This window comes from Vibrio sp. MEBiC08052 (assembly GCF_001506075.1).
Classification (GTDB): domain Bacteria; phylum Pseudomonadota; class Gammaproteobacteria; order Enterobacterales; family Vibrionaceae; genus Vibrio.
Genome location: NZ_KQ947475.1, coordinates 141544 through 164297 on the forward strand (window position 1 = coordinate 141544; position 22754 = coordinate 164297).

General features: G+C 42.0%; 20 protein-coding genes. 15 read left to right on the top strand and 5 right to left on the bottom strand.

Features of this window, described 5'->3' with window-relative positions:
• Window positions 1-132: 132 nt before the first annotated feature.
• Window positions 133-1086 carry a UDP-glucose 4-epimerase family protein gene (locus VRK_RS00620; protein ID WP_059119627.1) on the top strand — a complete coding sequence of 318 codons (954 nt, stop codon included), beginning with the start codon at window positions 133-135 and terminating at the stop codon, window positions 1084-1086.
• Window positions 1083-1628: a sugar transferase gene (locus VRK_RS00625; RefSeq protein ID WP_059119628.1), complete on the top strand. Its 546-nt coding sequence runs from the start codon at window positions 1083-1085 to the stop codon at window positions 1626-1628. Before VRK_RS00620 ends, VRK_RS00625 begins: the two co-directional genes overlap by 4 nt.
• 68 nt (window positions 1629-1696) lie before the next feature.
• Here VRK_RS00625 and VRK_RS00630 read toward each other — a convergent pair whose 3' ends face one another.
• The 5 genes from VRK_RS00630 to VRK_RS00650 form a co-directional block, all read right to left on the bottom strand.
• Entirely contained in the window at window positions 1697-2665 is a 969-nt protein-coding gene (locus tag VRK_RS00630) for a hypothetical protein (protein WP_059119629.1), read from the bottom strand.
• A gap of 83 nt (window positions 2666-2748) precedes the next feature.
• Complete coding sequence (locus VRK_RS00635; protein WP_059119630.1) at window positions 2749-4959, bottom strand: YjbH domain-containing protein; 2211 nt, start codon at window positions 4957-4959, stop codon at window positions 2749-2751.
• Window positions 4956-5741 carry a capsule biosynthesis GfcC family protein gene (locus VRK_RS00640; protein WP_059119631.1) on the bottom strand — a complete coding sequence of 262 codons (786 nt, stop codon included), beginning with the start codon at window positions 5739-5741 and terminating at the stop codon, window positions 4956-4958. Before VRK_RS00640 ends, VRK_RS00635 begins: the two co-directional genes overlap by 4 nt.
• Window positions 5738-6355: a YjbF family lipoprotein gene (locus VRK_RS00645; protein WP_231735719.1), complete on the bottom strand. Its 618-nt coding sequence runs from the start codon at window positions 6353-6355 to the stop codon at window positions 5738-5740. Before VRK_RS00645 ends, VRK_RS00640 begins: the two co-directional genes overlap by 4 nt.
• A gap of 174 nt (window positions 6356-6529) precedes the next feature.
• Window positions 6530-6841 (bottom strand): hypothetical protein, encoded by a 312-nt coding sequence (locus VRK_RS00650; protein WP_059119633.1) that lies wholly within the window; start codon window positions 6839-6841, stop codon window positions 6530-6532.
• An 892-nt stretch (window positions 6842-7733) separates the two neighbouring features.
• On the opposite strand from VRK_RS00650, the gene VRK_RS00655 reads away from it, so the two are divergent.
• The 13 genes from VRK_RS00655 (at window position 7734) to VRK_RS00715 (ending at window position 22753) form a co-directional block, all read left to right on the top strand.
• Window positions 7734-9107: a capsule assembly Wzi family protein gene (locus VRK_RS00655; protein WP_157371822.1), complete on the top strand. Its 1374-nt coding sequence runs from the start codon at window positions 7734-7736 to the stop codon at window positions 9105-9107.
• 39 nt (window positions 9108-9146) lie between these two features.
• The gene (locus VRK_RS00660; RefSeq protein WP_059119635.1) at window positions 9147-11795 is read left to right on the top strand and encodes an SLBB domain-containing protein; all 2649 of its coding nucleotides are present in this window, start codon (window positions 9147-9149) and stop codon (window positions 11793-11795) included.
• 42 nt (window positions 11796-11837) lie between these two features.
• Window positions 11838-12806 (top strand): Wzz/FepE/Etk N-terminal domain-containing protein, encoded by a 969-nt coding sequence (locus tag VRK_RS00665; RefSeq protein WP_082671277.1) that lies wholly within the window; start codon window positions 11838-11840, stop codon window positions 12804-12806.
• A 169-nt stretch (window positions 12807-12975) separates the two neighbouring features.
• Window positions 12976-14496, top strand: a complete 1521-nt coding sequence (locus tag VRK_RS00670; RefSeq protein WP_059119636.1) for a B12-binding domain-containing radical SAM protein — start codon at window positions 12976-12978, stop codon at window positions 14494-14496.
• 79 nt (window positions 14497-14575) lie between these two features.
• Window positions 14576-15565, top strand: a complete 990-nt coding sequence (locus tag VRK_RS00675) for a GHMP family kinase ATP-binding protein (RefSeq protein WP_059119637.1) — start codon at window positions 14576-14578, stop codon at window positions 15563-15565.
• A 2-nt stretch (window positions 15566-15567) separates the two neighbouring features.
• Window positions 15568-16515, top strand: coding sequence for a GDP-L-fucose synthase family protein (locus VRK_RS00680; RefSeq protein WP_059119638.1), 948 nt, complete (start codon window positions 15568-15570; stop codon window positions 16513-16515).
• Complete coding sequence (locus VRK_RS00685; RefSeq protein ID WP_059119639.1) at window positions 16502-17329, top strand: transketolase; 828 nt, start codon at window positions 16502-16504, stop codon at window positions 17327-17329. The genes VRK_RS00680 and VRK_RS00685 overlap by 14 nt, the downstream gene beginning before the upstream one ends.
• Window positions 17322-18308 (top strand): transketolase family protein, encoded by a 987-nt coding sequence (locus tag VRK_RS00690; protein WP_059119640.1) that lies wholly within the window; start codon window positions 17322-17324, stop codon window positions 18306-18308. Before VRK_RS00685 ends, VRK_RS00690 begins: the two co-directional genes overlap by 8 nt.
• Window positions 18301-19473: a DegT/DnrJ/EryC1/StrS family aminotransferase gene (locus tag VRK_RS00695; protein WP_082671278.1), complete on the top strand. Its 1173-nt coding sequence runs from the start codon at window positions 18301-18303 to the stop codon at window positions 19471-19473. The genes VRK_RS00690 and VRK_RS00695 overlap by 8 nt, the downstream gene beginning before the upstream one ends.
• Before the next feature lie 38 nt (window positions 19474-19511).
• Window positions 19512-20231 (top strand): nucleotidyltransferase family protein, encoded by a 720-nt coding sequence (locus VRK_RS00700; RefSeq protein ID WP_059119641.1) that lies wholly within the window; start codon window positions 19512-19514, stop codon window positions 20229-20231.
• A 3-nt stretch (window positions 20232-20234) separates the two neighbouring features.
• A complete protein-coding gene (locus VRK_RS00705) occupies window positions 20235-20819 on the top strand; it encodes a D-sedoheptulose-7-phosphate isomerase (protein WP_059119642.1) in 585 nt (194 codons plus the stop codon).
• Between the two features lie 23 nt (window positions 20820-20842).
• On the top strand, window positions 20843-21781 hold the full coding sequence (locus tag VRK_RS00710) for an NAD-dependent epimerase/dehydratase family protein (protein ID WP_059119643.1): 939 nt from the start codon (window positions 20843-20845) through the stop codon (window positions 21779-21781).
• Window positions 21782-21910: 129 nt separating this feature from the next.
• Entirely contained in the window at window positions 21911-22753 is an 843-nt protein-coding gene (locus tag VRK_RS00715) for a glycosyltransferase family 2 protein (protein WP_059119644.1), read from the top strand.
• Window position 22754: the final 1 nt, after the last annotated feature.

A 22754-nucleotide genomic window follows, 5' to 3' on the forward strand; every position in this document is an offset into this window, starting at 1 on the left:
TTTTGTTCTTGAGCACCGACGGCCTAGTTTAAGTCTTACACTTCATCAGGATCAATTGTAAAATTGAGATTGTTGAAAGTAATCGACGCCATTAGGTCGCTTTTTGAGCATTAACATGTTGTAGGGTATCGCGTGAAAGTTTTAGTTACTGGTAGTTCTGGTTTTGTTGGAAGACGCGTCACACAAATGGCCCGTACTCAAGGCTGGGATGTTTTGACACATGGCAGAAGTGCAGTCGATCATACTCGGCAACCATCCATTGTTTGTTCACTTGAACCTGATACCGATTGGACTCCGGTTCTTGATGGCATTGATTGTGTCGTGCACTGTGCAGCCAGAGTACATCAAATGGACGAATCTCCGGAAGAAGCGCAATATGCTTATCAAGATGCGAATGTGCTTGGTACGCTCAATTTGGCGCGTCAAGCTGCACAAGCTGGTGTGAAACGATTTATTTTTGTCAGCTCAATTAAGGTCAACGGTGAATGGACAAAAGCAGGACAACCTTTTTTGCCGACATTGGATACACAACCAGAAGACCCTTACGGTATCAGCAAATATCAGGCAGAGGTAGGATTATGGCAGTTAGTCGATGAAACAGGACTGGAAGTGGTCGTGATTCGCCCGCCACTGGTTTACGGGCCGGGAGTTAAAGCGAATTTTTTGTCGATGATGAACTGGGTTTATCGGGCTCTCCCGCTACCATTCGGGGCGATTCCGGCAAAGAGAAGTCTGGTCTACCTCGATAATCTGGCTGATCTCATCATCACGTGTTGTACCCATCCGGTTGCTGCGGGGAACACGTTTCTTGTTTCCGATGATCATGATATCTCAATTTCCCAGCTCTTATGCCTTTTAGCGGCGGTCATGAATGTACCGTCTCGTTTGATACCAATCCCACCTCGGCTACTATTATGGGGACTATCATTGCTGGGGAAGCGAGCGGTTGGTCAACGGTTATGTTATCCTCTACAACTCGATATTCGTGCAACAAAAGAGAAGTTAGGTTGGATCCCGCCAGTCTCTCTGGAGGCGGGGCTCAGACAAACGGTTCGGGCATATCAACAGCAGAAAGAGCAACAATGATTAGATTACTGGATTTTGTTTTTGCATTACTGGGGCTCATGGTTTTGTGGCCGGTGATGTTATGTATTTGTATTTTTGGATATTTTGATACAAAGAGCCCTATTTTTACCCAAACCCGGGTTGGTAGGCAGCAAAAGCCATTTACTTTGATTAAGTTCAGAACGATGCCGCCAAATACTCAGTCTGTCGCGACACATCTGGTTGGGGCGACTTCTGTGACAAAGTTGGGGGCATTTTTAAGGAAAACCAAAATCGACGAGTTACCGCAACTTATCAATGTACTGAAAGGTGAGATGAGTTTAGTCGGCCCGAGACCGTGTTTGTTTAACCAGACACAGTTGATAGAAGCAAGAGAAAATCGTGGTGTTTTTAACGTTCTTCCCGGGATTACCGGATTAGCGCAGGTGAACGAAGTTGACATGTCCACGCCCGAATTGGTTGCTGAATTGGATCAGAAAATGATTCAGACCATGAGCATCAGGAACTACTTCTTATACATTATCCAGACAGTTTCTGGCAAAGGAAGCGGGGATAGGGTCTGAGGACCTATCCTGTTGGAGTGGGGGAACTGCTTCCCGTGATAACACGCTTCAGCGACAGTGTTATGTCGCTACAATGACTGATAATACTGGGTCAGGGCATCAATAAAGTAAGCTTTCTGGTCACAGGGCAGGGCATTGATACCGGCCGCAGCTTTTCGCCCGCCACCTGTTGCAAATAGACTACACACTTCATCGGCACCGGTACGATTGTTTAACGGTGCCCGGACACTGACCGTATAATCCTGCTGATTTTCATTGAGTGTTAACACCGCATGAGCCTGTTCGGGGGACTGATTGGCCAGTTCATTGCCGAACACCCCACTGATTCGTCTTGCCCAGGCCGCTCCGGGAAGTTCAAAAATTCGACATGATGGATTTTCAGTCAAAGGGTTGATACGCGTGACTTGAGTATAGTCATCCGCATAGCCTTGCTGTAATTGATAGTAGGGAGAGTCCGGGTCTTCCCGAAGCATGAATGGGTTAGGGTAAATGAGCAGTTGTTGAAACAGTTTTGCTGGTGGAATATGAAGATCATCAAGGGTCGCACCATAGCCGTTGTAGTTGATCAAGGTGCCGAGTTCACAAAGAAAGTCGGTATCTTCCTGGGATAACCCCGCATGATTTGCGAGCGATTGAGCCCGTTGATAGAGATTGTCGCCAAAAGCCCCTGCAATTGCCCAGTGAATAAATTCGCCTTTGAGTTTTTGATTAATCAGCAGGCTGGTACAAGTTTCTGCATCTAAATTGATTAGCGTTTCCAGATAGTCCGAACTTGGAATCGTACCGCTCTGGTGGTGGTCACAGTAGAAAACGGGAATGCGTTGCGTGAGGAGTCGCTGTAATGGCTCCATGTTCTTCATCATTGAGATATCAAGCACGGTCACCGACGTTGCATCACCAAGCTTGATGACTTGATCCAATAGTTTGATATCCCTCTTTACGCCAGTAATCAACTGATGTGACTTTGGTGTACTCAGACGCAATTGCAGCAACGCAATAATACCATCAGCATCACCGTTGAATACGTCATAGTGCATTCCGTTTTTCTCCTCTGCTACAGTATATGAGATGCATGATACTTACCTCGTATGAACGAGATAAGTATCATAATGCATTGTGTTTATTCTGTAATTGATTTTGTAAACCAAGGTGAGCGAGCATCGGTCATGTTGTAAAGCTCGTATTGCCGATTGAGTTTTTGTCCCCCGTCCCGCATCAGTGGCAACCAAGAAATATTGGCACGATGGACACTTGGCTTAATCGTCATTAGGTCGAGCGGAATTGAAATATAGACGCCTTTGGTAAAGCTCCCTTCACCATACTCTGACGCTGATAGATTGGTTTTCGCGGCAAATACACCGGCGATGACACCACTATCAAACTGTTTTGAGAAATCAACCGTGACCCCTTTATCTTCGGTGAGGTATTGACCCGCGCTGATCTTGAGCAAGGTATTATTGAAGAGCGACCAAAATTTCGGTTGCCAGTAAAGTGTTGCGTGGCCGGTAAACGTCCCCGTTTGAACACGGTAGTAACGGGCGGTTTGTGGATCAAAGTGTCTTTCGTCTTTATAAAGACCCAACACACTATCCGGATCGCGCTGTTTGACATAATTTCCGTCGATACCGAAAGCCCAGTTCTGATTAAGCGGACGATAGATGATTTCACCACCGGCTCCGGCAAACATGGATTCCAGATAACCGCCATATGCTTGTCCGTAGACGTTGTCTCCGTAATGATCAAGGTACGTGAGTTGAAGGCTGTCCATACGGAAGGTGTGATCATAATATTGGCGTGCCAGCGTCCTGACCCTTTTTAAATCAGTCCCATCGGGTGGCACGGTATACTTATATTTATCATAGTTATCCGTGATGTTGCCGTATAAGCTGCTGGAGAGGATAAAATGCTGTCCCATCCGATAGCTACTATTGGCTTTTACCCCGATGGCATAGAGGTAGAAATTTTCCGACCCCCCGAAAGATTGTTGTAAGGCTGGGGTGAGACCAAACTGCCAGTTTTTGGAACTTTGGGCCTTCATTTCCCCGGAGATCACAGAGGGTTCACCTGTTGTTTTGGCATCATCGAAATCAGCTCCGGGATAATCGTTTTTAACGACGCGCTCAAACGCATAAGCGTTGATCTGTGTTTCGGTGAGAGGTTGCCCATTCGCGGTCTCAACAATCTTATAGGTATCGGCATCCAGACCACTGTTGGTGATCAGTAATGCGGCACGTTCTTCAGCTTCTTTTTTATTCCGATATTTTTGTTGAGTTCCGGTTAGCGTCACGGTTTTGCTCTTTTGATCTTGTCGGAATGATACCTGTTGATACCCAGCGATTTTTTGCACATCAGTTACGAGTTGTTGCCATTCGTCTTCTGAGAGCGTGTTTTTCTTGGGCTGCGGATGGTACTCCGGACGGGGTTCATCAATCCAGACTGGTCTCAGTGTCGCAAGGTTAGTATTGAGTGAAATACCCGCAGTAAAAGTATTGCCGCGTTCATAGCTCAGCCTTAAACGAGCCCAATCCGTTAATGAATACACCAGACCGACGTTCCAAGGTGTAGACACATTCATGGTTTGCTTGCCCTGAGTGACGGGGAAATCACTTCGATAGTCATTCCCATCATATTCCAGTTTTAAAACCAGTGGTTCGAATGGTGTCTGATACTCGATCCCGCCATAGACTGAAGCACATCCGGTAAACATACTCCCGAGAGAAATACTACCGGTTGTGGCCTGATAGCCAGTACTTCTGCCACAATCGGTAGAAGTTCGGTGATCACCGGAGAGGTTACCTCGGTTACCGATATATCCCCAACCGATACCAAGGGTAAAATCGAGTGGGCCGAACTGTTTGTTGGCCGCGATAAACTCCCCATCGAATAGTCCCGTACCGCCAATATCTCGGAATCCGACAGAAATTTGGGGAAGCCAAAAACCTTCATCTACAAGGCTCAGTTTCACATCGGCCGATTTGTCGGTATATTTTGTGTCGCCGCTAAAAGAGGCATCGTTGCTATAAAGCAAATCATGGATCTGGGTGTAGCGGATGGTTGTTTCCAGCCAAGGGAATAACTGTAGAGACAGTGAATAGTTAATATAGTCATCATTATTGGTGGCATTCAGTTCAAATGCCCCTTCCGACATCATTCTGCCACTCGGCATCTGGATTAATCCGACACCACCGAAATCGGATTGAGAGTGAGTCAGTGACGGAGGGCTAAACTCGTCTGAATAGGCGTTTAGCGATATCAGGCCAAAAACTATCATTGCAATCGTCATGGATGCATAGGTTGGCCCGTTTAAAGAACCGGATAAATGTTTCATCATGGCAATCTGTTTCTTAGTAGCTCGACAACAAGGTTGTTAGGATTCTGGAGGCGATCATTTGGGTAAATGATAGGAAGTTCTTCAACCGGAAGAGGGACATAAATAATCGCCCCCGGGGCGATTTCTGAAAAAGAGTGGTTCCAGTAGCCTGTCTGATGTTCTTCGACTTTGCCATCGGGTTGGATCACCATGACTTTCGAAATGGTCTTGTCAAACAGCCCGGCAGTTTGCACATAGCTTCCTGCATCCAAACGAGGTTGCCAGGTTTGTTTTCCCGGAGCGGTTACCCCACCTAAAACCAGTACATTTTTAGGCGTGTATCTTAGGGTCATGAGCCAGTTGCCGGTCAGTTTAGGATTCAATGGTAGACTGAGGCGAGTGACATCAGGATCAATGGTTTGGAAAATTCGCTTCGCGTAGTGTAAGGATTCGAGTGAATTTCTGAGTTGTGACCAATAGAACCAAGAACCATGATAGCGTTTGCTGGCGATCGATTGCTGCTTAACGATGACACCAAGGACTTGTTGTTTCAACTTTAATTCGATGTTGATGTCATATAGTCCGGATACAAACCAGTCGATCATCCGCCAATCAGCCCCTGCTTTATCCATCGCTTGTAACACAACCTCATCAAGACGAGGTCGATCATTGTAGGTCAGATGTACTGGTGACGACGATTCAAAATGAATTTCAACATTAGTCGATGACGCGGCAAATGAAACGGATGCCAGTCCGGTACTGATGCATAGGGTTAAATAAAAGATGATTTTCCATGGCTTCATCCGCGATTGTCTCCCACATAACGCTTGCCGAGAGAAAGGGTTAGTTTTTCTGAACCCGGAAAAATGTACTGCTCACTTGCAATCACCTCACCCGATTGGGGGCTGATCCAATAGTTGTTTTGATATTGTTGTTTTATCTGGGGAATCTCGACCTGTTCAACAACGTGAAGCAGGGCTTGAGTACCATTGGGCAATTGCTTCTCTTCTGTCTCTTTAACGGTAAATGTAGATAGTGCCTGATAACTGGAGTGATATCCCGGAGACCAAGTCATTTTGTATTTCCAAGTGTGAGGGGTTGTGTCTTTCTGGAGTCCCAGCACCAGAGGATCAATATTTGCTGACTCAAGGTGAATGAGATTGCCCTCTTTTAAATTGACGGTTTTAATCACCCGACCTGCTTGTGTCACCAACATCTCTCGGTTCGCTGACAGCCACTTTAAATTGGCCGGATGCTCTGGTGAATTGGTTGGTTCGGCCCATGTGAGTATCATCAGGGCTAATGGGTTTTCTCCCATCCTGACATATAAACTTGCGTAAGGCAGCTCCTCAACTTGGTCTGGTGAAATGGCATGATTATCCGGTCCCCAGAAAGCTGACTGAATCGTCTCAGACAAGTCTTTCGCATTTTGAGAGCATCCGCCAAGTAAGAGTAATGGTATGAAAAATAAGTAACAATAATGAGAAAAACGAAAAAAATTTGTCATAGAGGCATAATTAAACGAAATAAACAACAACCGCCCAAGACGGCTGCTGTTTTTATTACATTAACAAACAATCAATAACTACTGTTACTGAGCTGAAGTCACTGTTGTTGTTGCAGTGGTGTCATTGGAAGCACTGACCGCGACAGCTGTCGCTGCAACGATCGCTGCAGTTGCTGCTGCAATAGTTGCACTTATTCCACCAACGGCTGCACCAGTTGCTGCTGCCACACTACCAGCGGCACCAGCACCTGCACCAGCACCGGCGGCACCTGCGCCGGCGGCACCAGCACCGCCAGTCCCCCCTGCACTACCGGAAACAACTCCGGTAGCCGGGCCAGCATATGCAATACCACTGAAAGCAAACATTGCCAGTAAAGTAATTGCAGTTTTTTTCATATTTATCTCCTAGGAAATAACGTTAACATCGATGTTGCTCACAAAATACACAAGAGCTTATTAAACATAATACATTTTTGAAGGTTATGTAAACATGCTGTGTGAAATTATCTACTTATATTAAGTTGTTATAAAAAATTCATAATTTGTTCTTGTGATATTTTAAAATGCATCGGGTTGTATGTGGTCGTCTTCAGATTAAATTAATTAGGAAATTGTTATTAACTCATGTGTTTGTTTTATAAGATTTTCTATTGAATGCATACGTTTGTTGATATCGATGAAATTTACGTTTCAAATTTAATTTTATTCTCGCATTAAAATAAATCTAGGTAGATTTTAGATAGATTTATTTTTTTAATTATATTATTGTAATTTTAACCTCATAAAAAATAAGAATTTTTATAATATATTTTGTGGCGTGGTGTGTGATAAGAGTGAGGTGTGAATTTTATGTCTCAATCGTTTAACTCATCATTTGCCAAATTGGTTGTTCTCTACTAATACTATGAAATACAGGTAAAAATATCTGGATGGTTTCGGATAATTCATTGCTTGTTTTTTTATATGGTTGCCCGTTTCTATTGCGTATAAGCAATGAATAACATTAATGTGTGTAGCATATCGATATTTATAGGCTATTCTTTTTCTAGAAAATTTTTAATGTTGATTTAGTTCGAATAAAAATAGAACGGGTATACAGCATATTTTTGAGAGCCTGATAAAGACATGTTTTGATCATGTTTACTTGCGATAAGCGAGTATTTGTTTTGAGTACAAGGATGAGCTCTTAGGCATGCTTTCTGGGAAGCCGACCCAAGGGCGGTAGCGTGCTTGAACGAAATATCTCTTCTAGTTATCATCTGTTTATTGTGATGTGAGTATAATCTTGTTGGCTAAAAATATAACTCTAAGATTTTTTTCATTTTATCTGATTGGTTTACCGTTGCTTTTCTCGTTAAAAAGTGAAGCTGCGCCTTGGTTACCCATGGATGATGCCTATCTTAAGTCTGATCTACAGATGCTGGCGGATGCCGGTCTTATCTCTGTACCTATCAATTCTTATCCAATACGCTGGTCTCGCCTCGATACCGATCTACAGCTAATGCAGATGGTTCAGCTCCCTCCGTCGCTTGAGCAAGCATATCAACATCTCAGTTACGCGTTAAATCAGGATTCTATAAGGAATAGCCGCCGGAAGCATGTCTCGTTGGGGTATGCCCGTGCGCCTCGGGACGACAGGAGTTTTGCCGCACCGTTAACTACACACTGGCAGGTGCAATCAAGTTATGAGTTTGTCGAGAGCGCATATGCTTTCCGTGTTGCTGCAAACTATCAACGTTCGCCAGATAAATTCGGTCATGAAGATACTGACTATGGATTGGATGATAGTTATATTGCCGCCAATTGGGGAAGCCTGAATGTCACTTTTGGCAGCCTGCAGCATTGGTGGGGACCGGCTTCGATTTACAATCTGGCTTGGGGATACACACGTAGCACTGTGCCCGGTTTGAATTTAGCTTATGACGCCTATGACTGGCCAATACTTGGTAGCTGGCATGCTGAAACCTTCTTGGGATTTAATGAAACGCCAAACCGAAATGATAAGCAGTGGTCAAACCGATTTGAGTTTAGCCCGGTTAACCGTTTGAATATTGGTTTGGTTTATCAGAAGTGGTTTGATAAACCCGACTGGGATGGATATTTGACGGGTGCAGTTCAACCACAGGATGGTGAGCAAGAGCAATACAGTGCTGATATTCGCCTGAGTCTGCCAGTATTCAATATGGGAGTCCCCGTGACGCAGAGTATTTATGCGCAGGGAGCCAGTTTAGTCAATGATCGATCACTGGGTTCTTTGGTCATTGGCTGGCAAAGCCAGTTTGACATCGGTGGACAGTCGCTGCGTTGGGTTGCCGAGGTGAAGCAGTTAACCGGGGAGGCAAAGCAACAATGGCGAAACATGTTGTCTGATCGCGCGACAATGGTTGGGCAGCATAACTATCAGTCAATCAGTGGCATGGATGGTGGGGAAGCCAAATCATTGAAACTACTTTGGATCACGCCGGAGAGCTGGGAACTGACATTGCAAGGACAAAGTTATCATCAGACTGATGATGACGAAACCCTGAAAAAACTAACGGCTTATGTGCGTTTGCCGTTGGCAAATAGCCGTCTGACATTGGGCTCTGATTTCATGCCTGATACAAAAAATAATCAAACCGATAAATGGAATTACTGGGTTAACTGGGACTTTCGTTTTTAATCGAATCACTATCAATTGTTTGGACATTGGATGAACTTGATGAGATATATTCTATTCAGATTAATCATAGTTTTTTTTGTTTTCTTTAGTAGTTTTTCTTCTTGGTCTGCCAATTTTACCGCATCACAAATCGCCCAGTTTAAGCAGTTACCACCAGCGCAACAGCAGGCATTGGCTCGGCAATATGGTGTCGATCTGTCCACTTTAATGGGCTCGGGTAAGGCTGAATCCCAGCCTGTTCAGACGATACAGCCGAGAGACGTTGATAAAAAACAAAAAACAGAGGGTGGTACTCAAACAGCTAAAACTGGACAGGGTGGTGGCTCTGAACCATTAGTTAACTTTGGTTATGATTTATTTTCAGGCCAGCCTTCAAGTTATACCCCCGTTGATGACTTACCGGTTCCGAATAATTATCTGATTGCCGCTGGTGACGAAATTCGTGTGCAACTGTTCGGGAGCCAGAATAATAGTTACAGCCTGAATGTTTCACGAGATGGTTCTATTCAGTTTCCCGAACTGGGGCCGATTTATGTTGCAGGTCAGACTTTTAGTGAGCTAAAAACGAATCTGACTGAGCGTATAAATAAACAGATACTCGGTGCAGAAGTATCCATATCTCTTGGTTCTTTACGCATGATGCAAGTTTATGTCGCAGGGGATGTTTATCAGCCGGGGGCCTATAACATTCCGAGTTTGGCGACCGTGACTCAGGCACTGATTGCTGCCGGTGGATTTAGTAAAAGTGGCTCGTTGCGAAATATTACAGTTCGTCGGGAGAATAAAATTATAGCCCATTTGGATTTATATCATTTGCTTTTGGAAGGAAATAAGCTCAGTGATATTCGTCTACAGTCGGGTGACACCGTATTTGTTGCAGCCAAAGGACCATCAGTCAGTATTCGAGGAGAAATTCGTCGTCCTGCCGTGTATGAAATCAAATCAGGGACCACTATTGAGCAACTCATGACGCTTGCCGGAGGGAGTAAAGCCAGCGCTTATTTGTTGCAGCTTCAGATTAAGCGTTACCAGAAAAATGGGATTCATATCCATACACTTGATTTGACCAAAGATAAAGACCAGTCGTTTGTCCTGCAAGATGGTGATGATATTACGATTAACCCCATTAGTGGTGTATTGAAAAATGCCGTGATTGTCAGAGGTGCAGCAATTCGGCAAGGTGCGTATGCATATTCTCAGGGAATGAAAGTTTCGGATTTATTCTCTTCGTTGGATGCTCTTGCACCGAATGCTGATCTTGATTATGCAATCATTGTGCGTGAAACCGGGCATAAACATGACATCAAAGTTTTACAATTTAGCCTGAATCAGGCCATCAAAAATGTGAATTCATCCGATGACCTTGTATTGCAGCCAGATGATCAATTATTTATTTTTGCCTCCGATATCTCCTTGAATGAATGGAAAACTGAGTCGGTCAAGTCGCAACCAGAGACCTCTGGGGATTTATTTTCACATGCGGAAGAACAGAAAGTACAACCCAAAAAACGGGATGCATTAACAGGGATTGAACTGGTTGATAGCGAAAAACCTAAGTTAACGGTACAGGATGGCGATAAAAATCCACAGGAAATACAAAATAGCGATCCTGCGTCTCGCTCGCGGTTACTAGAGCCCTTAATTAGTCGGTTACAACTACAAGCGGTCAATGGTAAGAGAGCGAGAATCTATGAGATCAGTGGCGCTGTTCGTTATCCGGGAGTCTATCCACTCGTCGAAGACGGAAGCCTAAAAGACGCGATTACTGCAGCAGGGGGATTACTGGAGTCTGCCGCCAAAGATGAGGCGGAATTGTCTCGTGTGGTTCCGATGCCTGGTACGATTGCCATTCATCATCAGACATTTGATTTGATCAAAGCGCTGACCAATCCCAATGATAATTTTCTGCTCGAATCTAAAGATCGGATCGTTGTACAACGCAAAACAAACTGGAAGACCAACAATATCGTTGAGATTCAGGGAGAAGTCATGCATCCCGGAAGTTATACGATTAATCAAGGGGAAACAATCAGCGATTTAGTGCAACGTGCCGGAGGACTTTCTCAGTTTGCCTATCCACAAGGGGCGGTATTTAGTCGTGAGGTGCTCCGTTTGCAAGAACAGCAACGGATGAAAATGGTGACCAATAATCTTCGGCAAGAGATCGCTTCACTCACACTCCGGCGGCAAAGTAGTGCTGCAACGTATACTTCATCTCCGACAGAGGCAATGAAAGTTGTCGATGATCTGTTAGATATTCCAGCTGTTGGGCGCTTAGTCATTGACTTGCCAAGTATTCTGTTAGGTAAGTCTCAAGACGACGTGATGCTTGAAGATGGTGACAAGCTTTATATTCCGCCACGAAGAAATACCATTTCGGTACTCGGTCAGGTTCAAATCGCAAGTAATTTCACATTCAAACCAGGCATGTCTGTCGAGAAATACATTAACTTAGCTGGCGGGGAGAAAAAGCAGGCGGATACTGACCGTGTTTATGTGATTCGGGCCAATGGTGCAGTAATGTTACCGAACCAATCTCATTGGTTTGTCCGCTCTGAGAAACCTTTAGAGCCTGGGGATACCATTGTTGTTCCAATCGATACTGATTACCTGGACGGCCTGAGTACATTTAGTACGGCAACACAAATGATGTATCAGATTGGTGTTGCATGGAATGCAATTAAATAACAATTTCTCTAGCTCACAATATAACTTAGGAATGACTTAATAATGAGTGAAATGGAAGATAAAGCATTCAATACTAAATCTGCACCATTCTATTATCCGGCTCCTCGGATTATCGATAGTGAAATTGATTTGCGTGCGATATTCTCTGTTCTATGGGCAGGCAAGTGGTGGATCGTTCTGTGTATGATCTTTTCTGTTCTTGCCGGTGGGAGCTATATTCTATTCTCACATAAGATATATGAATCTCAGGTCCTTGTTGCACCAATATCTGATGATCAACAGATGGGGATGGCATCGGTATTAAACAGTCAATTTGGTGGATTAGCCTCATTAGCAGGAATAAATCTGGGGAAGGGGAATACAGATAAAACTATTTTAGCCCTTCAGGTACTTCAATCACGAAAGTTTATTGGGGGGTTTATTCTGCGTCATCATCTTATGGTTCCGGTAATGGCAATCAATGGGTGGGATAAAAATTCTAATGAGTTTTCTTTTAAAACGAGTGTTTATGATCCAGTAAAAAAACAATGGCTTGTCAAGGATGGTGAGTCTCAGGAGCCAACACTTTTAGAAGCAACACAGCACTTTCTGAAGAAAATAATGGTTGTAAAGTTAGATTCCGATACTGGCATGGTAACCGTGACGGTTCGTTTTTATTCTCCGTATATCACCGAACGTTGGGCTACATGGTTAGTTGCTGATTTAAATGATGAGATTCGTCAACAAGATATGTTAGAAGCACAGAGTCGGATCGCGTATTTAAATAATCAGTTAAATCAGACTAGTCTCGCTGATAGCAGAAACATGCTTTACCAGTTGATAGAGCAACAAACCAAAACCTTAATGCTGACCAAGGTTAGTAAAGAATATGTATTTAAAACGGTTGATCCGGCAGTTGTAGATATTGACGAAATCAGGCCCCAAAAAATAGTCGTGATGATTGCATCAGTAATATTGGGCCTTGTCTTAGGAATGTCGTTTATATTTATAAGGCATCAAATAAGAAAGTAAATTAAAAAACTACACTATATTTACTATATTCAAAATATATTCCTGCAGATAAATGTACCTATATATTTATAAATGCATTTGTATCAACACGATATAAATAAATTATTTTATACAAATTACCTACTATTCATGGAATAGAAAATTATAAATTCGACTAATTGGAGTCAGTATGGTAGATGTTTTATTGATAAATCCCAGTTCATCAGCTCATGTATATCAGGATCTGGCAAAAACATATTCTGCGATTGAGCCACCGACATGGGCTCTGTTATTAGCTGAGTCATGTCGCGCCAAAGGTTTTGATGTCGGTATTCTTGACAGTGATGCAGAACGACTTGATATTCAGTCTTCGGTAAAACGAGTCACTGAGTCAGAAGCAAGATTGGTTGTCTTTGTTGTCTATGGACAAAATCCTAATTCCGGGACAACTAATATGATTGGTGCTTTAGCCTTAGCCGAAGCCTTAAAAGAATCCGGGCTGAAAGCAAAAATAGCCTTTGTCGGTTCCCATACCAGTGCACTGCCCAAAGATGTCTTATCTTATGATTGTGTTGACATTGTTTTGCTCAATGAAGGTGTATATGCACTGCACAATTTGTTAGCCGGTAATCTGGATTCAGATCTGATAAATGTTCGGGGAATTGGATATAAACCGAATATATCGGGCAAACCAGTATTAAATCCCCCGGAAAAAGTAGTTCCTCAAGAGAGGATGGATCAAGATATGCCGGGGTATGCGTGGGACTTACTACCTTATCGGGAATATCCGCTTGACCTTTATCGCGCACATTTCTGGCATGCTGACTTCGATCATGAAAAAAGAACCCCTTTTGCTGCGATATATACAGCACTCGGCTGTAATTTTGCATGCAATTTTTGCATGATCAATATTGTGAACCGAATGGATAACGGGGATGAAGTGAGTGCTGCTGATTCTCGAGGGATGCGTTTTTGGAGTACCGAATGGGTCATTCGGGAAATGAGAAAGTTGTCAGATATGGGAGTGAAAACACTGCGTATCAGTGATGAGATGTTTTTTCTCAACCGGAAACATTATCACCCGATCCTAGAACGCTGTATCGAAGAGAAGTTTGATTTTAACATGTGGGCATATGCGCGTGTTGATACGATTCGGGAAAGAGAACTCGAACTCTTTAAACAGGCTGGCGTCAATTGGCTGGCTCTTGGGGTTGAGTCTGGTAATCAGGTAGTTCGCCAACAAGTATCGAAAGGCACTTTTCGAGATGTCAACATTCGTAAAATATGCCAAATGGTCCAATCATATGACATTAAAATTATCAGTAATTTTATTTTTGGTTTCCCGGAAGATACGCTGGAAACCATGCAGGATACATTAGATTTAGCCATTGAATTGAATACTGAAATGGCCAATATGTATCCATGTCAGGCATTGCCGGGTAGCCCTATTTATTTTGAAGCCAAGCGAAATAATTGGAAATTGCCAGAGACCTATGATGGTTACGCTTTTCTTTCATATCATAGTACGCCATTACCTACCCGTCATGTGAGTGCAGCCGAAGTGCTTAAATTCAGAGATTATGCTTGGCAGACATATTTCTCCAATCCTGATTATTTAAATATGATTGAGAAAAAACTGGGGCTTAAAGAGCGTAATAATATTGAAAATATGGCAAAAATAAAGTTAAAACGCCGAATTTTAGGTGATTGATTGTCTTTTTTGATAAGGATTAATTCTTACAATTAATTCGTTTCATATATGGATAACAGGCTTCAATAGAGGGATTGAAATGATTATTACGAAAACGCCGTTCAGAATTTCTTTTTTTGGTGGGGGCACTGATTTCCCTGACTGGTACAGACAATATGGTGGTAATGTGCTCTCAACATCGATTGATAAGTATTGCTATATAACTTGTCGTCATCTGCCCCCCTTTTTTGAGCATAAACACAGAATCGTTTATTCACTGATTGAAAATATAAAAAGCGCATCAGAAATTAAACATCCAGCGGTGAAAGGGATCTTTGATTATTTAGATATTCAAGAGGGTTTAGAAATTCATCATGACGGCGATTTACCAGCCCGATCAGGACTTGGTTCGAGCTCATCGTTTACAGCTGGTTTATACCTCGCTGTGAAAAGTTTATCCGGTGAAATGATTGATAAATACAATCTTTCCAAAGAAGTCATTCATATCGAACAAAATGTTATTCATGACGTGGTTGGTTCTCAGGATCAGATTGCTACCGTTTACGGTGGACTGAATCGGATCGACTTTATGACCAATGATGATTTTTCTGTTTCCCCGATCATTATCCCTGAAGAGAGAAAGAAAGAGCTCAATGACCATTTGATGTTGTTTTTTACAGGTGTTACTCGATTTTCTTCTGATATTACGGGCAGTCAGATACAGAATATTAATAAAAGAGAATTAGAACTTAAAGCCATGCAAGACATGGTGCCTGAAGCAATTAATATACTTTCTAATCCGAATACATCAATACTTGAATTCGGTAAGTTATTACATGAAAGCTGGAGCTATAAAAAGCAACTATCTGAGAAAATATCAAATAGTACGATCGATGATATTTATCAAGTGGCGAGAGATTTAGGTGCTGAAGGTGGTAAAGTTCTTGGTGCCGGTGGCGGGGGATTTGTGCTTATCTTTGCGAAGCCAGAAATACAACCCAAAATATTAGAAAGGTTGTCTCATCTCATTTGTGTGCCGTTTAAATTTGAAGATAGTGGTGCCAGTATTGCTTATTATAAAAGTGAGTGAATATGCATAAAGATATCAAAATATATATAGCCGGACATCGAGGATTAATTGGGTCGGCTATATATTCAGAATGTCATTCTCGTGGTTATCGAAACCTTGTTGTAAAAGAACACCGAGAACTAGATTTAACAGATAGTCATGCTGTAGAAAAATTTTTCGACCACAACAGACCTGATTATGTATTTCTAGCCGCAGGTAAAGTCGGAGGCATTATTCAAAATCAGGAAACACCTGCCGACTTTCTCACTGAAAATTTAAAAATACAACTCAATGTGATTGAAAATGCACAAAAATTTTCAGTCAAAAAACTCATCTTGTTTGGTTCATCTTGTATGTATCCTCGAGAATGCCTGCAGGCGATGCCAGAAGACATGATATTGACCGCAAAACCAGAGCCAACCAGTTTGCCTTATGCAATGGCAAAGTTAGCTGGCTTACAGTTGTGTGATGCATTTAATCGCCAGTATGGCACGCAGTTTATTTCGGTGATTCCAAACAGTGTCTTTGGCCCCTTTGATAACTTTGATCCGAAATCAGGGCATGTTCTGTCTGCTTTGATGCGCCGCTTTCATGAAGCAAAACAGCAGCGGTTACCTTATGTTGAGTTATGGGGAACGGGGTCTCCCCGAAGAGAATTCGTATTTTCATCTGATGTCGCCAAAGCAGTCCTGACGATCATGGAATCGGATACCGAACATCTTGAAGGACCACTCAACATCAGTAGTGGTGATGAGTATTCAATCAAAGAGCTTGCTGAAATGATTCAGGCGATTGTTGGTTATGACGGTGAAATTCGATGGGATACATCGAAGCCTGACGGAGCCCCCAGAAAGTTACTCGACAGCACAAGATTACGAACATTGGGTTGGCAACCTGAGACCTCATTTCTCGATGGTCTGAAAGAAACATACCGCTGGTATAAGGAGAGTTATTCAGATGCTTCAGATTAGTACCGATGTAGATTTAGAGGAGAAAGCACGTTGGGTATGGCGTGAAACATTAGCCATTAATCGACGTGCACCTGAAACAAGAATTGCTTCTTCTTTATCTCCCGTAGAAATCTTTGTTGCTTTGTATTACGGCAATATTCTTCATTTTAATCCGGCATTGCCCCTCGATGATGAGCGTGATCGTTGCATTATCAGTAAAGGTCACGGCTCTATATGCATGTATCCGATACTGGCCGATCTTGGCTTTTTTGATCGGGAAGAGTTGCAGCGGGTTTGTTGTCAGGGTGGTTTCTTAGGGGGAATTCCTGACCCTGTAATTCCAGGGTATGAAACTGTCAATGGTTCTCTTGGACATGGCCTCGGGGTTGCTTCCGGTATGGCTGTTGGCCTTAAAACGAAACAAAAAACACAACAGGTGTTTGTAATTACCGGTGACGGTGAGTTACATGAAGGCGCTTGTTGGGAAGCGATTATGTTTGCCGCGCAACATCGTTTGGATAACCTGAATCTGATTGTCGATAACAATGCGATCAGTATGTTGGGTTATACCGATGATATTGTGTCTCACCGCAATCTCTGTGAAAAATTACAATCCTTTGGTTGGGATGCGCGTGTGGTGGACGGCCACGATGTAAATTTGCTGAGAGAGCAGTTGGCTGAACTGAAAGCCACACATCAGGAACGACCGAAAGCGCTGATATGTAACACGATTAAAGGAAGAGGTGTTCCTAATTTAGAAAACAAGGAGCTGTCTCATATTCTTGGTGTACATCCAGACGTTATAGATAATTTGATAGAGTCATCATATGAATAATAAACCTATTGCAATGCGGGATGCATTGCTGGAAAAAATATGGCACTCAATGAAAGATGATCCTTCAATATTTTTCGTGACTGCCGATTTTGGTTCTCCGGTACTAGATAAAATCAGAGCTGACTTTCCCGAGCGGTTTAAAAATGTCGGTATTGCCGAACAAAATTTAATTAATGTGGCATCCGGACTTGCGTTGGAAGGATTTAAAGTCTTTGCTTATGCAATTGCACCATTTATTACAATGCGTTGTTATGAACAATTACGGGTATGTCTGGCTCTATTATCAAAAGTTAGAAAAATTAATGTCAATTTAATCGGGGTCGGTGCCGGATATAGCTACGTTGTTTCGGGACCAACACACCAGTGTTATGAAGATTTGACACTGATCCGTTCTTTGGCCAACTTCCAGTTGTTTTCTCCAAGTGATCATCTTTTATCTTCCGAAATATTTGCGAAATGCATCGATGTCGATAAACCTAAATATATTCGTCTTGATGCTCAGGTGTTACCTCAACTCTATGAAAATCAATCCATTGATCTGGATAAAGGGTTCAATTGTTTGACCTCTCAAGGTGATGTTGTCCTTGTGGCGACGGGATATATGGTCCACACAGCACTGAAAGTTGCACACCGGCTTGAAGAAATTGGTGTCTCGGTTGCTGTGATTGATTTGTTTGATATCCAGGATTGTGATGAGTCTTCTCTTATCCGGCAGCTTCAACAGAGTCAGGTGATTATCTCTATGGAAGAAGGGTTCAGAGGCCGTGGGGGAGTGGATGCCCGCATCGGAGAACTGCTACGAACTCATCGTATGAATCAGCCCTTCCTCGGTATTGGTGTTGAACCTGATTATCGCTTTGAGTTGGGTAAACGTGACGAATTACATGAACAGGTTGGTATTGGGACGGAATCTGTTTTTTGTCAGATACGAGACTTTCTTAAAATAAATTTGGAATATAGAGATATCGCTAATGATTAAATTTCCTCTAATGAGAAATAATATTCTTCGAGAAGATTTAGAGCCTGTGATTCAACTGTTACAGGAAGACAATCCGATTTTAACTAATGGGCCACAGTGCCGTGAGTTTGAAGCCGCTTGGTCCGAATGGTTAGGTGTTAAATACTCGGTGTTTGTCAGCTCCGGTTCATCAGCAAATTTGCTGTCTATGGCTGTTCTGAAGATTCGTTATCCTGAAGGTGGTGAAGTGATCGTGCCGCCTTTAACGTGGATTTCTGACATCGCTTCTGTGCTTCATTGTGGTTTCACCCCCGTCTTCGCAGATATTGATCCTCACACGTTAGGGATGGATACCCATCAAATTATCGATAAGATTACCGATAAAACCCGAGCCGTATTTTTATCGCATATTCAGGGCTTCAATGGACTGACCGATAAGCTTTTACATGAGCTGAAGCGCCGTAATATCCCCTTGATTGAAGATGTTTGTGAATCTCACGGTGCAACCCATAACGGTCAGAAAGTCGGTAGTTTCGGTGATATGTCGAATTTCTCATTCTATTATGCCCATCACATGAGCACGATAGAAGGCGGTATGATCTGTACCAATGATTACGAAACTTACCAACAGTTACGGATGTTACGTGGCCATGGCATGGTCAGAGAGTCAACAGAGCAGAGCCTGAAGGATGAATATATTCTTAATTATCCGGAACTGAATAAAGACTTCATCTTTGCATATCCGGCTTATAATGTAAGAAACAATGAGATTGGTGGGATTCTTGGACTGAGCCAGCTCAAGCGATTAGATGACAATGTCAGGATTAGAACTGAGAATCAAACACGTTTTTTTGAAAATTTAGATAGTTCTAAATATAGAAATGATTTTAATTTCGAAGGTTCAAGCAACTACGCTTTTAATGTGGTGCTGAAAGAGAAAGATGATGCCTTGGTAGCAAGAGTAGAAAAAAGATTGCAAGCCGAAGGCATTGAGTATCGGCGAGGGAGTGCAGGGGGCGGAAACCAACTACGTCAGCCTTATTTAAGAGGCGTTGTCCCTGAGTATTTATATGAACAATATCCGCAAACCGAACATATTCATTTTTATGGATTTTATATCGGTAACTTTCCTGATCTAAAACATGATGAAATTGATTATATTTGTAAAGTGCTGAATGAAGCTTAGATAGACTTTATACACATGTATGACAGGGAATTCATCTGATGATAACGGCAATTATTTTGGCTGGAGGGCTGGGGACACGTCTTCGTGAAGTCGTCTCTGACCGTCCTAAGCCAATGGCTTTAATTTCTGGAAAACCATTTTTAGAATATTTATTAGATTATTGGGTCAATCAAGGTGTGAGCCGCTTTATTCTATCTGTCGGTTATAAGTCTTCGGTTATCCAAGAATATTTTGGCTTCGACTATCGAGGATGTGAAATATCATATGCTATCGAGCCTTCCCCACTAGGAACTGGCGGTGGGGTTTTGCTCTCTATTTCACAATTAAAAAATATGGATGAGCCATTTCTATTACTCAATGGCGACACATTTTTTGCGGTTGAACTCGATAAGCTTGTTCACTTCCATAAACATACACAATCCGACTGTACATTTTCGCTTTTCCGGGCCGATGAAGCACGACGGTATATGGGAATAGATATCAATCCATCCGGAAAAATAACAGCATTGAATGCTGAGAAAGGGAATGCCGGAGAGTTGGCTAATGGCGGCGTTTATTTAATCAATCCATCCGTTATTCATCGATACTATTCGGATAGTTCAGGGCAAGTACTATCTCTCGAGTCTGATATTTTCTATCAGCTTCTGGAACATGGTGAGAATATCTATGGTCTTGAATTTGATTCTTGTTTCATTGATATCGGTTTGCCTTATGACTATGCACGAGCACCAACAATCATAGGCTTAGACAAGGTTTAGAGAATGCAAGTTACTAATGTATTAACTCGAAATTTAGAACGATCGATTGCTGCAAAGCAGGACATGCTCAAGGATCACGCTCAAAATGAGATTTTTTCAATTGCAGTGAATAAAGTGATCGAATGTTATAAAAATGGGGGAAGGTTGTACATTGCCGGAAATGGCGGGTCTGCCGCTGATGCACAACATTTGGCAGCGGAGTTTGTGAGTAAGCTTGCATGTGATCGTGCCCCGCTTCCTGCTGAGGCCTTGACCGTTGATAGTTCAATCTTAACGGCTATCGGTAACGATTATGGCTATGAACACACTTTTTCTCGCCAGTTGTTGGGCAAAGCGACGGAAAAAGATATCTTTCTTGGTATTACAACGTCCGGTAACTCGGAAAATATACTCAATGCTTTGAGCGCATGTAAATCACGCCACATCCCATCACTCTTATTTACCGGCCATGATGGCGGAAAAGCTAAAGAACTTGCTGACTATTGCATTATTGCGCCGGGTATTACCACAGCAACGATTCAGGAGCTTCATATCGTTTTGGCTCACAGTCTATGTGAGTGTGTAGAAATCGCACTCTTCAAAGAATAATTTTCAATAATTAGGAGTAATTCATGTCTTTTAATATTTTAGTGACCGGTGGTGCCGGATATCTTGGATCAACATTGGTACCTGATTTGCTGAATTTGGGTCATAAAGTCACCGTTATCGATAACTTTATGTTTCATCAATCCAGCCTGAATCATGTTTGTTATCATGACAATTTTGAGGTCGTACGTGGCGATGTCCGTGTAAAAGATACAATTGCGCCATTGATACGTAAAGCGGATATCATCATTCCTCTTGCTGCATATGTTGGTGCGCCTCTGTGTGCCAGAGATCCGATTGGTGCTGAAACCACAAATCATGATGCAATTTCACTGATGTTGGATCTGGTTTCTAAAGATCAGCGCATTTTGATGCCGACGACCAATAGTGCATATGGATCGGGAGATAAAAACAACTACTGTACTGAAGAGTCAGAGCTCCGCCCCATTTCTAAATATGCGATTGACAAAGTCGCTGTTGAACAGGAACTCATGGCACATGAGAATGCAATTAGCTTCCGTTTAGCAACTGTTTTTGGTATGTCACCAAGAATGCGTATTGACTTACTGGTGAATGATTTTACCTATCGAGCGGTGAATGATAAGGCGGTTGTTCTGTTCGAAAGCCATTTCAAACGGAATTATATTCATGTCCGGGATATCTCACGTGTATTCCAACATGGTATCAATAATTTTGAAGAAATGCGTGGTGAGATCTTTAATGTTGGTCTGAGTGAAGCCAATGTTTCCAAAAAAGAACTGTGTCAAATTATCCAGCGACATGTCGATGGATTTAATTTTATTGAAGCTGAACTAGGTAAAGATCCGGATCAACGAAACTATATCGTGTCGAATGAAAAAATTGAAGCTACAGGATACAAACCTCAATTTTATCTTGATTACGGTATTCAAGAATTGATCAAAGGATATACCATGCTTAAAAATAGTAAATACGGAAATATTTAATCATATAATCGTAATTTTTAATTTCTATGAAAAGCATTAGCACATAAAGAGACATGGCTAATGCTTCTTGTAACATGCTTGGTTTATCACAATTATGCCTATTTAATGATTATTTTAATTTGGTGATATATGAACGAAAATAAGATTTATAAAACATATGATGATTATTTAAATATGGACAATGTCAGAAAAGGTGGTCAGTATCTGAATGGTCAGTATAAAAATAAAGATATTCCGTTAGTTTCAATCATAACCATTTGTCGAAATGCAAGTTTAACACTCGGGAAAACAATCGAGTCCGTCATCGAACAAACCTATCCGAATATCGAATATCTTATTATAGATGGAGACTCTACAGACGGAACTTTAGACATTATCAAACATCATGAAGATTGTATTGATTTCTGGATATCTGAACCTGATGACGGCGCGACTGATGCAATCAACAAAGGTTTTACAATTTGCAGTGGAGAACTCATATTCTTACTGAACGCAGATGACTATATTACATCTGACTTTATATCGAATGCTGTTGAAAGTTTCGATGAGGATTGTGACTTTGTTTTCGGTGATTGTCTGATTGGTAATTTTGGTGGTGATTATAGTAGGCGATTAAAAGGTGATAAAAACTATATAAAAAAAATTGCTTATACTATGCCCAGAGTAAACCAGCCGACAATTGTATTTAAGAAGCAGTGTTTAGATACAGTTGGCCTTTATGATACAGCTAAAAAAGTTGCACCAGATTATGATTGGCTTGTAAGAGGATATGTGAAAAATATTACCGGTAAGTATACAGATAAACTTGTGACTTACTTTGCCTTAGATGGTAATTCTGATAAGTATTACTACAAAGGTTTATCTGAAGTTAGGGAGTCTTCACTTCGATATGCTGGTTCAATATTTATGACTAATTTTTATTTTATAGCTCGGTCTATTAAAAGAATGATTAAGAGATATGTTCTCATATGAA

Bases quoted from the DNA above. Each gene is read 5' to 3' on its own strand.
- VRK_RS00625 (WP_059119628.1), top strand. From the start codon at position 1,083: ATGATTAGATTACTGGATTTTGTTTTTGCATTACTGGGGCTCATGGTT.
- VRK_RS00630 (WP_059119629.1), bottom strand. From the start codon at position 2,665: ATGCACTATGACGTATTCAACGGTGATGCTGATGGTATTATTGCGTTG.
- VRK_RS00635 (WP_059119630.1), bottom strand. From the start codon at position 4,959: ATGATGAAACATTTATCCGGTTCTTTAAACGGGCCAACCTATGCATCC.
- VRK_RS00640 (WP_059119631.1), bottom strand. From the start codon at position 5,741: ATGAAGCCATGGAAAATCATCTTTTATTTAACCCTATGCATCAGTACC.
- VRK_RS00650 (WP_059119633.1), bottom strand. From the start codon at position 6,841: ATGAAAAAAACTGCAATTACTTTACTGGCAATGTTTGCTTTCAGTGGT.
- VRK_RS00660 (WP_059119635.1), top strand. From the start codon at position 9,147: ATGAGATATATTCTATTCAGATTAATCATAGTTTTTTTTGTTTTCTTT.
- VRK_RS00665 (WP_082671277.1), top strand. From the start codon at position 11,838: ATGAGTGAAATGGAAGATAAAGCATTCAATACTAAATCTGCACCATTC.
- VRK_RS00670 (WP_059119636.1), top strand. From the start codon at position 12,976: ATGGTAGATGTTTTATTGATAAATCCCAGTTCATCAGCTCATGTATAT.
- VRK_RS00675 (WP_059119637.1), top strand. From the start codon at position 14,576: ATGATTATTACGAAAACGCCGTTCAGAATTTCTTTTTTTGGTGGGGGC.
- VRK_RS00680 (WP_059119638.1), top strand. From the start codon at position 15,568: ATGCATAAAGATATCAAAATATATATAGCCGGACATCGAGGATTAATT.
- VRK_RS00685 (WP_059119639.1), top strand. From the start codon at position 16,502: ATGCTTCAGATTAGTACCGATGTAGATTTAGAGGAGAAAGCACGTTGG.
- VRK_RS00690 (WP_059119640.1), top strand. From the start codon at position 17,322: ATGAATAATAAACCTATTGCAATGCGGGATGCATTGCTGGAAAAAATA.
- VRK_RS00695 (WP_082671278.1), top strand. From the start codon at position 18,301: ATGATTAAATTTCCTCTAATGAGAAATAATATTCTTCGAGAAGATTTA.
- VRK_RS00700 (WP_059119641.1), top strand. From the start codon at position 19,512: ATGATAACGGCAATTATTTTGGCTGGAGGGCTGGGGACACGTCTTCGT.
- VRK_RS00705 (WP_059119642.1), top strand. From the start codon at position 20,235: ATGCAAGTTACTAATGTATTAACTCGAAATTTAGAACGATCGATTGCT.
- VRK_RS00710 (WP_059119643.1), top strand. From the start codon at position 20,843: ATGTCTTTTAATATTTTAGTGACCGGTGGTGCCGGATATCTTGGATCA.
- VRK_RS00715 (WP_059119644.1), top strand. From the start codon at position 21,911: ATGAACGAAAATAAGATTTATAAAACATATGATGATTATTTAAATATG.